General features: G+C 60.8%; 9 protein-coding genes. 5 read left to right on the top strand and 4 right to left on the bottom strand.

The window, feature by feature from the left end:
- Nucleotides 1-406: 406 nt before the first annotated feature.
- Nucleotides 407-2,608: a catalase/peroxidase HPI gene (gene katG, locus ACOQFT_RS09690; protein ID WP_421597729.1), complete on the bottom strand. Its 2,202-nt coding sequence runs from the start codon at nucleotides 2,606-2,608 to the stop codon at nucleotides 407-409.
- Between the two features lie 365 nt (nucleotides 2,609-2,973).
- On the opposite strand from katG, the gene ACOQFT_RS09685 reads away from it, so the two are divergent.
- On the top strand, nucleotides 2,974-4,590 hold the full coding sequence (locus ACOQFT_RS09685) for a GMC family oxidoreductase (RefSeq protein ID WP_421597728.1): 1,617 nt from the start codon (nucleotides 2,974-2,976) through the stop codon (nucleotides 4,588-4,590).
- A gap of 3 nt (nucleotides 4,591-4,593) precedes the next feature.
- On the opposite strand, the gene ACOQFT_RS09680 is transcribed toward ACOQFT_RS09685, so the two are convergent.
- A complete protein-coding gene (locus ACOQFT_RS09680) occupies nucleotides 4,594-5,439 on the bottom strand; it encodes an SDR family oxidoreductase (protein WP_421597727.1) in 846 nt (281 codons plus the stop codon).
- A gap of 90 nt (nucleotides 5,440-5,529) precedes the next feature.
- Here ACOQFT_RS09680 and ACOQFT_RS09675 point away from each other — a divergent pair, with 90 nt between their 5' ends.
- Entirely contained in the window at nucleotides 5,530-6,162 is a 633-nt protein-coding gene (locus ACOQFT_RS09675; RefSeq protein WP_421597726.1) for a class I SAM-dependent DNA methyltransferase, read from the top strand.
- A 3-nt stretch (nucleotides 6,163-6,165) separates the two neighbouring features.
- On the opposite strand, the gene ACOQFT_RS09670 is transcribed toward ACOQFT_RS09675, so the two are convergent.
- The gene (locus tag ACOQFT_RS09670; RefSeq protein ID WP_421597725.1) at nucleotides 6,166-7,155 is read right to left on the bottom strand and encodes a sterol desaturase family protein; all 990 of its coding nucleotides are present in this window, start codon (nucleotides 7,153-7,155) and stop codon (nucleotides 6,166-6,168) included.
- An 11-nt stretch (nucleotides 7,156-7,166) separates the two neighbouring features.
- A complete protein-coding gene (locus ACOQFT_RS09665) occupies nucleotides 7,167-7,922 on the bottom strand; it encodes a class II aldolase and adducin N-terminal domain-containing protein (protein WP_421597724.1) in 756 nt (251 codons plus the stop codon).
- A 117-nt stretch (nucleotides 7,923-8,039) separates the two neighbouring features.
- Here ACOQFT_RS09665 and ACOQFT_RS09660 point away from each other — a divergent pair, with 117 nt between their 5' ends.
- The 3 genes from ACOQFT_RS09660 (at nucleotide 8,040) to ACOQFT_RS09650 (ending at nucleotide 12,320) form a co-directional block, all read left to right on the top strand.
- Nucleotides 8,040-8,915 carry a LysR family transcriptional regulator gene (locus tag ACOQFT_RS09660; protein WP_421597723.1) on the top strand — a complete coding sequence of 292 codons (876 nt, stop codon included), beginning with the start codon at nucleotides 8,040-8,042 and terminating at the stop codon, nucleotides 8,913-8,915.
- 142 nt (nucleotides 8,916-9,057) lie between these two features.
- Nucleotides 9,058-10,860 (top strand): adenine deaminase, encoded by a 1,803-nt coding sequence (ade, locus tag ACOQFT_RS09655; RefSeq protein ID WP_421597722.1) that lies wholly within the window; start codon nucleotides 9,058-9,060, stop codon nucleotides 10,858-10,860.
- Nucleotides 10,857-12,320 carry an AMP nucleosidase gene (locus ACOQFT_RS09650; RefSeq protein ID WP_421597721.1) on the top strand — a complete coding sequence of 488 codons (1,464 nt, stop codon included), beginning with the start codon at nucleotides 10,857-10,859 and terminating at the stop codon, nucleotides 12,318-12,320. Before ade ends, ACOQFT_RS09650 begins: the two co-directional genes overlap by 4 nt.
- The last annotated feature ends 86 nt before the right edge of the window (nucleotides 12,321-12,406 follow it).

Raw genomic sequence — 12,406 nt, 5'->3', positions numbered from 1 at the left:
TGCGCCAATCCCTCAGCGCGCCCGCCTACTCAATCCCTCAAGATGCCCACCGTCTCTCCGATGCGTCTCAACCGTCTCTCCGGCCCGTCTCCATCGTCTCTCCGATGCGTCAGCGCCACCTCAGCAGCGCCGGTGAAGGGGTATTTACGGATTAGGTCTGGGACCTGCAACCCCCATTTTGAAAAAACTTCACATTTCTCGGCAGAAACTCACTCACCTTAATAAAAACAACAGGTTGGCTTTAGAATTTCCTTCGCTGAGACCTGTTATTGCCGGTGGAAACCTCGGAAAGATTGGCCTTTCGGCGGAATCGTACCCAATGCTTGGTAGGCACCCGAGAGTCGGGCGAAAGAAAACGCCGCCCGAGTCCCGTCGGGCGGCGTCATTTCGTGAGTGGTCGTCCTGCTTATTTCAAATCAAAGCGATCCGCATTCATCACCTTGTTCCAGGCCGAGACAAAGTCACAGACGAACTTACCTGCGGCATCGGCCTGACCATAGATCTCGGCCAGCGCCCGCAGTTGCGAGTTCGAACCAAAGACCAGATCGACGCGGGTACCAGTCCATTTGACCTCACCACTGGCGCGGTCGCGGCCCTCATAGACACCTTTGCCCGCAGGCTTCCATTCTGTGCCCATGTCCAGAATGTTGGTGAAGAAGTCGTTGCTGAGGGTTCCGACGCGATCAGTGAACACGCCGTGCGTGCTGTCGCCGAAATTGGCACCCAGCACACGCAGACCACCAACCAGCACCGTCATCTCGGGCGCAGATAGGGTCAGCAATTGCGCCCGGTCGACCAGCAGTTCTTCGGGTGACACTGTATAGTCGGCCTTCTGATAGTTGCGGAAACCTTCAGCAATCGGCTCCATCACCGAGAAGCTATCCACATCTGTCTGCTCTTGCGTCGCGTCCGTCCGGCCCGGAGTAAACGGAACCTCGACATCCTGTCCGCCTGCTTTGGCCGCCTGTTCGACACCGACCGCTCCGGCCAGCACGATTACGTCGGCCAGCGACACCTTCTTGCCACCCGACTGAGCATCGTTGAACGCGGCCTGAACACCTTCCAGAGCGCCCAGCGCCTTGGACAGTTTCATCGGCTCGTTCACATCCCAGTCTTTCTGCGGAGCAAGACGGACACGGGCGCCGTTGGCTCCGCCGCGCTTGTCCGACCCGCGGAAGGTCGAGGCCGAAGCCCAGGCAGTGGACACCAGTTCACCCACAGACAGGCCGGTTGCGGCGATCTTGGCTTTCAGGTCCGCCACATCCGCGTCGTCAACCAGATCGTGATCTACGGCGGGAACATTGTCCTGCCACAGCAGTTCTTCGGCCGGGGCTTCGGGGCCAATGTAGTTCGAACGCGGACCCATGTCGCGGTGGGTCAGCTTGAACCAGGCGCGGGCAAAGGCATCGGCGAACTGGTCCGGGTTCTCGTGGAAGCGTTTCGAGATCGGGCCATAGATCGGGTCCATGCGCATCGCCATGTCGGCGGTGGTCATCATGGTCTTGACCTTTTTCGACGGATCATGCGCCGCCGGGGCCATGTCTTCTTCTGTCACGCCAACTGGTTCCCAGATATACGCGCCCGAGGGGCTTTTGGTCAGGTTCCAGTCATAGCGGAACAGCAGGTCGAAATAGCCATTGTCCCATTTGATCGGGTTCGCGGTCCATGCGCCCTCGATTCCGCTGGTGGTGGTGTCGTCGCCCTTGCCGGAACCGAACTTGTTGATCCAGCCAAAGCCCATGTCCTCAATCGGGGCGGCTTCGGGCTCGGGGCCGACCAGATCCGGATCACCCGCGCCGTGCGCCTTACCAAAGGTGTGGCCACCGGCAACCAGAGCGACGGTTTCCTCGTCATTCATCGCCATCCGGCCAAAGGTGTCGCGAATATCCCGGCCCGAGGCCAGAACGTTCGGTTCCCCATCCGGGCCTTCCGGATTCACGTAGATCAGGCCCATCTGCACAGCGGCCAGCGGGTTTTCCAGATCACGTTCGCCCGAATAGCGGCTGTGCGGGTTGTCGGTGGGGGCCAGCCAATCGGTTTCGGCGCCCCAATATATGTCTTCCTCGGGCGCCCAGATATCTTCGCGGCCACCGGCGAAACCGAAGGTCTTGCCGCCCATGGATTCGATGGCGCAGTTTCCGGCCAGGATCATCAGATCGGCCCAGGAGATCTGGTTGCCGTATTTCTGTTTGATCGGCCACAGCAGACGGCGCGCCTTGTCCAGGTTGCCGTTATCCGGCCAGCTGTTCAGCGGCGCAAACCGCTGGTTGCCGGTCGAGGCACCGCCGCGGCCATCCGCCGTGCGATAGGTACCAGCGGCATGCCAAGCCATGCGGATAAACAGGCCGCCGTAATGGCCATAATCGGCCGGCCACCAGTCCTGGGAATCCGTCATCAGCGCATAGAGGTCTTCCTTCAGCGCTTTCATGTCCAGCTTCTTGAATTCTTCGGCATAGTCGAAATCCGCACCCAACGGGTTCGACGCGGGCGCGTTCTGGTGCAAGATCGACAGGTTCAGCTGGTTCGGCCACCAGTCCCGATTCGACCGGGTTCCCGCACCGTGCATTACCGGGCAACCGCCCGTTTTGGGGTTATCACTTCCGTCCATATCGATCTCCAATCCTGGCAAATTTCCGGCAGGTTCGCGCGGTCAAAACTCGGTCGAGCAAGAGCACATGTAGAGGGCACCTTTACCCCGCCAAGGATGCGCAGCGCGTCCGGGCAAGGTATCGGCGACTCTTCCGTCTTGTCCCTTCAAGACGTAGCAAACCAATGCCATGCAAAAAAGTTTTGTTTAGTGATGAATTTGATAGGATTTAATTATGGTATTTTGAGAATAGGTCAAACCAACCGTAATAACCTTGGGTCACACCCCGGATACGGCGATTGTTTTTTCCCATCGCTCGGCCACAGTCTTGGACAAGACCGACCCAGGCATCGCCGTGAATGGTCGGGCAGGAGGGGGAAATCGGAATGGAATTCGACTATGTCATTGTCGGCGGCGGGTCCGCAGGTTCGGTGCTTGCCAGCCGTCTCAGCGAAGACCCAGGCAAACGCGTTTGCCTGCTTGAGGCTGGCGGGCGCGGCGACAGTATACTGGTGCGGATGCCCTCGGCCGTTGTGGCCGCCCTGCCCGGACGCCCCAAAATCAACAACTGGGCCTTTGAAACGGTGCCGCAACCGGGGCTGAACGGGCGGCGGGGTTATCAACCGCGTGGCAAGGCCCTGGGCGGATCCAGCGCGATCAATGCGATGCTTTATGTACGGGGCCATCGTCAGGACTATGACGGCTGGGCCGAACTTGGCTGCACCGGTTGGGGCTGGGACAGTGTCCTGCCCTATTTCAAACGGTCCGAGAACAATGAGGACGGTGCCGATGACCTGCATGGCGCCAGCGGTCCGCTGCAGGTATCAAACCAGAAAGAACCGCGCCCGATCACCCATGCCTTCGTTGAGGCGGCCGAGCAGATGCAGCACCGCCGCACCGATGATTTCAATCGCGGCGACAATGAAGGGGTTGGCCTGTATCAGGTCACACAGTTCCACGATCCGGCCAAAAACGGCGAGCGGTGCTCGGCCGCTGCGGCTTATGTCTTTCCGGTCCTGGGCCGCCCCAACCTGACGGTGATCACCCAGGCCCATGCCAAAGAGCTGACCTTTGACGGCAAGCGCGCGACCGGGGTGATCTATAAGAAGAAGGCCAAAGGTCCCGACATCACGGTTACGGCAAAGCGCGAGGTGCTGATCTGCGCCGGAGCGCTGAAATCCCCGCACCTTCTGCAACTGTCCGGGATCGGCGCCGCAGAGGACCTGACCAAACACGGCATTGCTGTGCGCCACAACCTGCCCGGTGTGGGCAAGAACCTGCAGGACCATCTGGATTTCATCCTGTCCTACAAGACCAGGGACACCGACAATTTCGGGATTAGCCCGGTCGCGTCGGCAAAGCTGGCCCGTCACCTTCTGCGCTGGCGCAAGACCGGCGTGTCGATGGCGGCGACACCTTTTGCCGAAGGGGCTGCGTTTCTGAAAACCTCAGTCGATCTGGACCGGCCCGATATTCAGCTGCATTTCACCATCGCGCTGGTCGATGATCACGCCCGCAAACTGCATTACGGCCACGGGTTCACCTGCCATGTCTGCAATCTGCGCCCTGAAAGCCGTGGAACCGTTGGACTGAACAGCGCCAATCCCTTTGCCGCGCCTGCCATCGACCCTGCCTTTCTGTCGGACGACCGTGATCTGGACACGATGATCAAGGGTGCGCGAATGATGCGGGACATCCTCGAGGCGCCCGCCCTGGCCAAGTACCGGCACAAAGAGATGTTCGGAACCGACACCGCCCGAACCGACGCCGATTGGGAACAGCACATCCGCACCCGCGCCGACACGATCTATCACCCGGTTGGAACCTGCAAAATGGGCGTGGATGAGATGGCCGTGGTCGACCCGGACCTGCGCGTGCGCGGGATCGAAGGGCTGCGGGTGGTAGATGCCTCGGTCATGCCGACGCTGATCTCGGGCAACACCAACGCGCCGACCATCATGATCGCCGAGAAAGCCGCCGACCTGATCAAAGCCGCCGGGTGATCTTCAGGCGTCTTTCATCAGGGCCTCAAGCCCGGTGCGATAGTCCGGATACAGCAGCCGCACGCCCAGTTCATCCTTGATCCGGTCATTCCGGACGCGCTTGTTCTCATTATAAAAGCTGCGGGCCATCGGGGTCAGATCAGCCTCGTCGAACGGAACGGCTGGTGGCAGGGGCAGGCCCTGCAACTCGGCCGCATAGGCGATGACGTCCTGTGGCGGCACCGGCTCATCATCGCAGACATTATATATGGCGCCGGGATTGGGCGCGGCCATCGACGCGGCCAGAACCTGCGCAATGTCCGCCACGTGAATACGAGAAAACACCTGCCCGGGCTTGATGATGCGCCGCATTCCCGCCCGCTTGAGCTTGGAAAACGGGCCGCGGCCGGGGCCATAGATACCGGCCAGCCGGAAAACATGGACCGGCAGATCGGGGATGTTCTGCCATTGCTGCTCGGCCCGCACTCGCCACCGGCCCCGATCGGCCGTAGGAGTGGGCTGGGTGGTTTCATCCACCCATGCCCCCTGATGATCGCCATAAACGGCGGTCGTCGACAGGTATCCGACCCATTTGAATTGCGCGGCCCGTGCAGAGATCGCGTCCTGCAACGCAGCCAGCACCGGATCACCGTCCTTGTTGGGGGCCGTCGAGATCAACAGATGCGTCACCCCGTCCAGATCCGGTGTCTGCCCGGGCCAGATCAACGGCTCGGCGCCGGATGCGCGAATGGTTGCGGCCTGAGCGGGATCGCGGGTGGTGCCGACGATGCGCCACCCCTGGGGTTTCAGTAGCTGGGACAAGGCTTGCGCCGAATATCCGTGGCCGAACGAAAAAAGAGTTCCTGTCATGTCACCGTTGATGATCCGCAATCCCGACGGATGCAAGCACCTGCGCCTGAATACTTGATTCGAATCCCCCAATGCGCCTTTCTTTCAATCATGGCTGAGAAAACACCGAACCTGCACACCGCGTATTCCCTGGACTCGCCCGAGGATCACAAAGAGCTCTATGCCGAATGGGCCGGAGATTATGACGAAACCTTCGCCGCGCGCGAGGATTACCAGCTTCATATTCACACGGCCCGCGCCTTTGTGGCCGCTGGTGGGCAGGGCCCGGTTCTGGATGTCGGCGCGGGCACCGGGCTGTGCGGTGCGGTGCTGGCCGGGTTGGGCGTCGGGCCGATCGACGCCACCGATATCAGCGCTGAAATGCTGGATCAGGCGATGCGCAAGGATATCTACCGCGACGCGATCGAGGCCGATCTGAATCAGGGTATCCCGGTTCCGCGTGACAGCTATTCCGGCATCGTATCCTCGGGCACCTTCACCCATGGCCATCTGGGCCCCGAGGCCCTGCCCGCCCTGCTGCACATCGCCCGCCCCGGCGCGCAATTCGCCCTGTCGATCAACGCGCAGCACTATGAAAAGCTGGGTTTTGCCGAGGCACTGCACAAGCTGGCGCAGGGCCAGATACAGAACCTGACCCTGCCCGAGGTGCGGATTTATGGCGATCTGGCCGTGGGCTCCAACAAGGACGACACCGCGCTGATTGCCTTGTTCGAGCGAACGTGACCGTTACGTATACATCTGCTTCTTGAACGCCCGGGTGCGCGTCGTCGCCTCGGCCGAACCGTCGTGATAGGTGCCAAACCACTTGTCGAAAGGGATTTCAGAGGTGCCATAGTTGCACTCGAAATACCTGTGATGCAGCTGGTGAAAGAAATCCCCCGCACGGGCGGCATCCGTATCCCCGGCCTTCAACTTCTCAAAGCCTGAATGCGACAGGACCGGGCTGATCTGTTGGAAGTAGCAATGGAACAGCAGATGCAGCGGGTGTGACGGCACGACCAGGTGGATGAAGTAGGTGGTGAAATACAGCAGGTTTTCATACCAGTGGTTCGAAATCCCTGACCACGGCCCGATATTGACGTTCCGGTGATGCACGGCGTGGACGTGTTTATAGAGCTTGGGGTGGTGCTCCAACCGATGCGCCCAATAGAAATGCAGCCCCGACCACATCGGAATGAACAGCATCCAGACTACACACCAGACCGGCGCGCTGGCCCATGTGACCGTCGGAACATACCCGTTGGCCATCGCCCAATAGATGATCCACTGGTAGACGGTCGCCACGGTCATCGCACTGCCCAGCGTCCACCAGATATTGTCCCAGACCTGATTGCGGAAAGTGAAGTTGCCATTGTTGCGGGTCAGGTCGCGTCGGTCGAACTTCTTGTACATGCCCTGCCCTTTGCGCATGTAAAGCCACCAATGCAGGCCACCGGCGATCAGGATCTGCGGCACCATATTCAGCAGCCAGATGCGGAACATCCAACCCGGCGCGAAGCTTTGCATTGTCTCCAACGCCGGAAAGAAGAACAGGTAGGCTGTGACGGACAGCGCCATGCACAGGGTCAGCGATGTGATCTGCAGCCACGCGCCACTATACCATTTCAACACGGCGGCGGGGCGCAGAGGCCAGTTGAACAGCGGGTTCAACCCCACCGGCCCCTCGGGATGATAGTGCCAGCGGGCGGCTTCGGGGTCCTGAGCGGTGTCGGTCATGGCAGTACCCATTATGTGGCGTAGTCGGAATCTTCGGCATCCAGCAGAGCCTTGATCTCACGCAGATGTGCCTCGGCCTGATCGGGATAGTCGTCCAGTTCCTGCGCTGTCTTCTCGGCGATCTCGTCCGACAGCACGCGCAGGGGCTGACCGGTTTGCAGGGCGCGAATATAGGTCTCCGCCGCGCGTTCGAAGTAGTAAAGGCGGTTGAAGGTATCCGCCGGGTCACTTCCGATCACCAGAACCCCATGGTTGCCCATGATCATGACCTTTTTCTTCGGGTCCGACAGCATCCCGGCGCAGCGCTCGCCCTCGCTTTCAAAGGCCAGCCCGCCGAATTCGTTGTCCACCACATAGCGGTTGTAGAAAGTGGCCGTATTCTGATCGATCGGCGGCAAAGTGCTGTCCGCCAGCGACGCCAGCACTGTGGCAAAGATCGAATGCACATGCATCACACAGCGCGCGTGCGGGCAGTGCCGGTGGATCGATCCGTGCAGACCCCAGGCGGTTGGATCGGGCGCGCCGGGCTGAGACATCACGTCCGGGTCATTGGCATCCAGAAACAGCAGATTCGACGCCTTGATCCGCGCGAAATGCATCTGGTTGGGGTTCATCAGGAACTGCGTGCCGTCCTCATTCACCGCAAGGCTGAAATGGTTGGCCACGCCTTCATGCATGTTCAACCGCTCGGTCCAGCGGAAAGCGGCCGCAAGGTCCACGCGTTCCGCCCAGTGGTCGATATTGGGACGCAGATTGGTGACGGTCATTTCGGGCTCCTGTTGGACTGGCTCGGGCTTGGCAAAAGCGTGCCTGCGGCGCGAATGTTTGACCAACGAAAAAAACAGGCCTAATTCATTAGCTGGGCTAATGACAGGGTTATGCACATGCAGAATTCGCTTCCTCCGCTGGGCTGGCTGCGCACGTTCGAGGCCTCGGCCCGCCATCTGTCTTTCACCGGGGCGGCCCGGGATCTGAACATGACCCAAAGCGCGGTCAGTCAGCAGATCAAATCTCTGGAGGGCTATCTGGGTCAGCCCCTGTTCGTACGCCGCCCGCGCGCGCTGGAGCTGACCGAGGCCGGGATCACCTATCTGCCCGTGGTGCGCGATGCGTTCCGGACACTGGTGCGCGGTACACAAGCCGTCACCGGGGCGCAGCAGAACGCGGTGCAGGTGCAAAGCAACATCAGCTTTGCGGTCAACTGGCTGGCCCCGCGCCTGCCGCAGTTTCGATCCGAACACCCCGAGGTGCAGCTGAACATCTTTACCGAGTTGTGGGAACCGCGCGAGATGGCCGAGGGTGCCGCAGTGGAAATCCGCTATTCGCTGCGGCCGTCAGATACGGTGCGTACCGAATTGCTGCGGACCGACCACTATTACCCGGTCTGCGCCCCCGGTTACGAGGTGACATTGGACACGGTGCAGCAACAGCCGTTGTTTGACTGTTCCAACCTTTTGTCCAACTGGGCGAATTGGGCAGAGGATCAGCCTCTGACCTGGGAAAACCCGCCAATTACCTATTCGACCACCTATCTGGTCAGCCTGTCCGTGGCGATGGCCGGAGGCGGCTTGTGCCTGACCCATGACACCATCGCCCGCGACCTGATCCGGCAGGGTCGATTGGTGGCGCCTTTCGTCCATCGCGCGGCAATGCCCGAGGCCTATTACCTGCTGCTGTCTCCACAGGCCGAGGAAACGCCGGGGGCGCTAGCCTTTGCCGATTGGCTGCGCCGCGAGATGGAGGCGGATCGGCTGGCGTGACCGGCGCACTCCCGCCCATCGTCAATGCCGCTGCGCGACACTCCTCTGGTTGGGCCGGGCAGCGCTGACGCGCTGCGTGACGATTTCATGACAGCTGTGCGCCGGGGGTTGCACCTTTTTGTGCATTCGGGAAAGTTGAGCCATGGAATACACGCCCTTCCCAAGCTGGCCCGATGTCGCCCCCCAATTGATTGCAGTTGCCGCAGGACGCGAGGCGGCGGATTTGGTCATTCGTGGCGGGGTCTGGGTGAATGTCCACAGCCGAGAGGCGCTGCCCGACCATGACATTGCTATTGCAGCAGGGCGCGTAGCCTTTGTCGGACCGGACGCGTCGCATTGCATTGGCCCAGATACACAGATCATCGCAGCAAAGGGACGTTACATGTTGCCGGGTCTGTGCGACGCCCATATGCATATCGAATCGGGCATGTTGACCCCGGCCGAGTTCGCCCGCGCGGTGATCCCGCATGGCACGACCTCGATGTTCACCGATCCACACGAGATTGCCAATGTGCTGGGGCTGGACGGCGTGCGCATGATGCATGACGAGGCGTTAATGCAACCGGTGAATATCTTCACCCAGATGCCGTCCTGTGCGCCCTCTGCCCCGGGGCTTGAGACCACAGGCTATGAGATCACCCCCGAAGACGTAGCCGAGGCGATGAACTGGCCGGGGATCATCGGGCTGGGTGAGATGATGAATTTCCCCGGTGTGATCCATGGCGATCCGAAGATGTTGGCCGAGATTGCCGCAACCCAACGGGCGGGCAAGACGGTGGGTGGGCATTATGCCTCGCCGGATCTGGGGCCTGATTTCGCGGCATATGTTGCGGGCGGCCCGGCCGACGATCACGAAGGCACCTGCGAAGCGGATGCGATTGCCCGCGTGCGGCAGGGGATGCGATCGATGATGCGGCTGGGGTCGGCCTGGTATGACGTCGAAAGCCAGATCACAGCCGTTACCGAAAAGGGGCTGGACCCGCGCAATTTCATCCTGTGCACGGATGATTGCCATTCCGGCACACTGGTCAATGAGGGCCATATGAACCGGGTGGTGCGTCACGCAATCGCCTGCGGATGCGAGCCGCTGATCGCGCTGCAGATGGCGACGATCAACACTGCGACCCACTTCGGGCTGGAGCGTGAGATCGGCTCGATCACGCCGGGACGGCGGGCGGATGTTATCCTCAGTTCGGACCTGCGCGAATTGCCTGTTGAAATGGTCATCGCCCGAGGCCAGGTCGTGGCCCGAGATGGCGCGATCACAGTAGACTGCCCGCATCTGAGCTGGCCCGAAACCGCGCGCAAAACCGTGCATCTGGGTCATGCCCTGACGCAGGCGGATTTTGAGATCAAGGCTCCGGCCGGTGCCAACCGGGTTCAGGCCAATGTCATCGGCGTGGTCGAAAACCAGGCCCCCACCAAAGCGCTGAAAGCGGAATTGCCGATCATCGGCGGGCTGGTTGAAGGCGAAGGCGACGTCTGCCAGATCGCGCTGGTCGAACGCCACCGCGCGACCGGAGGGGTAACGAACGCCTTTGTTTCGGGCTTCGGGTATCAGGGGAAAATGGCCATGGCCTCGACCGTGGCCCATGACAGTCATCACATGATCGTCGTTGGCACCGACCGGGAACAGATGGCGCTGGCCGCGAACCGTCTGGCGGAGGTTGGCGGCGGCATCACTCTCTTCCGCGATGGAGAGGAATTGGCGCTGGTGGAACTGCCGATCGCCGGGCTGATGTCCGACAGCCCCGCCGCTGACGTTGCCGCCAAAGCGGACAAGATGGTCGAGGCGATGCAGGCCTGCGGCTGTCAACTGAACAACGCATACATGCAGCACTCGCTGCTGGCTTTGGTCGTGATCCCAGAATTGCGGATTTCCGACCTGGGGCTGGTGGATGTGCGCACATTTGAAAAGATCGACCTTCTGGAACCTCTTGCATGACAATAATAAAAACTCCTGACGTCCCGACGCCCGAGAAATTTACCGACCCCGCCGCCGCCGTGGCCCGCCTGGAAGAGCTGTACGGGAAGGCGACACAGTTCCTGTGCGACAGCTTTGCCACCGCGATGGAACAGGGTGCGCCGACCGAACGGTACCGTGCCTTTTATCCTGAAATCCGCATCAAGACCTCGTCTTATGCGCAGGTCGACAGCCGCCTGAGCTTTGGCCACGTGTCAGAACCCGGAACGCATGTGACCACAGTCACGCGGCCCGATCTGTTCCGGTCCTATCTGACGCAACAGATCGCCCTGCTGATCAGGAACCACGATCAGCCGGTGACCATTCAGGCATCCGACACCCCCATCCCGGTGCATTTCGCGGTGGCCAACAACCCCGATCTGGTGGTGCCGCATCAGGGCGCCGCCGGGTTCACCCTGCGCGACGTGTTCGACGTGCCGGATCTGATCACCACAAATGATGACATCGTCAACGGCGTGCATGACGCCGAGGATGAGATCGGCCCGCTGTCCCTGTTCACCGCGCAACGCGTGGATTACTCGCTGGCGCGGTTGTCGCATTACACCGCGACCGACCCCAGCCATTTCCAGAACCACGTCCTGTTCACCAACTACCAGTTTTATGTCTCGGAATTCGAAAACTACGCGCGCGAGCAACTGGCCGACCCGGATAGCGGTTACACCAGCTTTGTCTCGACCGGGAATGTCGAGATCACGACCCCGGACGGCGTGCTGGAGCAGCCGTTGAAACTGCCGCAGATGCCGACCTATCACTTGAAACGTGCGGACGGGGCAGGGATCACTCTGGTCAACATCGGGGTCGGGCCGTCGAATGCGAAAACCGCCACCGACCATATCGCGGTGCTGCGCCCGCATGCCTGGCTGATGGTCGGCCATTGCGCGGGCCTGCGCAACACGCAGGCGCTGGGGGATTTCGTGCTGGCCCATGCCTATCTGCGCGAGGACAAGGTGCTGGACGATGACCTGCCGGTCTGGGTGCCGATCCCTCCATTGGCCGAGATTCAGGTGGCGTTGGAACAGGCCGTGGCCGAGGTCACCGAACTGGAAGGTTATGAGCTGAAACGGATCATGCGCACTGGCACCGTAGCCTCGGTCGACAACCGCAACTGGGAACTGCGCGATCAGTCCGGCCCGGTGCAGCGCCTCGGCCAATCCCGCGCAATTGCGCTGGATATGGAAAGCGCCACAATCGCTGCCAACGGCTATCGCTTTCGGGTTCCCTACGGCACCTTGCTGTGTGTGTCGGACAAGCCTTTGCACGGGGAATTAAAGCTTCCCGGCATGGCTTCGGCGTTCTATACCACACAGGTCAGCCGCCATCTGGCAATCGGGATACGCGCGATGGAGCACCTGCGCGGGATGCCGTTAGAGCGCCTGCACAGCCGGAAATTGCGTTCGTTTGACGAAACGGCCTTTCTCTGAAGCAAAAAAGCAACGTTTTCCCCCTATTTTTGGGGTTTTCCGCGCTACTATTCGTTGTGTTCGCTCACAATATCCCGTTACAGTTA

This window comes from Ruegeria sp. MALMAid1280 (genome assembly GCF_049195285.1).
In the GTDB taxonomy this organism is placed as follows: domain Bacteria; phylum Pseudomonadota; class Alphaproteobacteria; order Rhodobacterales; family Rhodobacteraceae; genus Ruegeria.
Note: the sequence above shows the minus strand (reverse complement) of the source record. Positions and strands in the feature narration are given on the sequence as shown.

What these genes read in the sequence shown, in the direction of transcription:
- katG (WP_421597729.1), bottom strand. Translation starts at nt 2,608, where the DNA reads ATGGACGGAAGTGATAACCCCAAAACGGGCGGTTGCCCGGTAATGCAC.
- ACOQFT_RS09685 (WP_421597728.1), top strand. Translation starts at nt 2,974, where the DNA reads ATGGAATTCGACTATGTCATTGTCGGCGGCGGGTCCGCAGGTTCGGTG.
- ACOQFT_RS09680 (WP_421597727.1), bottom strand. Translation starts at nt 5,439, where the DNA reads ATGACAGGAACTCTTTTTTCGTTCGGCCACGGATATTCGGCGCAAGCC.
- ACOQFT_RS09675 (WP_421597726.1), top strand. Translation starts at nt 5,530, where the DNA reads ATGGCTGAGAAAACACCGAACCTGCACACCGCGTATTCCCTGGACTCG.
- ACOQFT_RS09670 (WP_421597725.1), bottom strand. Translation starts at nt 7,155, where the DNA reads ATGACCGACACCGCTCAGGACCCCGAAGCCGCCCGCTGGCACTATCAT.
- ACOQFT_RS09665 (WP_421597724.1), bottom strand. Translation starts at nt 7,922, where the DNA reads ATGACCGTCACCAATCTGCGTCCCAATATCGACCACTGGGCGGAACGC.
- ACOQFT_RS09660 (WP_421597723.1), top strand. Translation starts at nt 8,040, where the DNA reads ATGCAGAATTCGCTTCCTCCGCTGGGCTGGCTGCGCACGTTCGAGGCC.
- ade (WP_421597722.1), top strand. Translation starts at nt 9,058, where the DNA reads ATGGAATACACGCCCTTCCCAAGCTGGCCCGATGTCGCCCCCCAATTG.
- ACOQFT_RS09650 (WP_421597721.1), top strand. Translation starts at nt 10,857, where the DNA reads ATGACAATAATAAAAACTCCTGACGTCCCGACGCCCGAGAAATTTACC.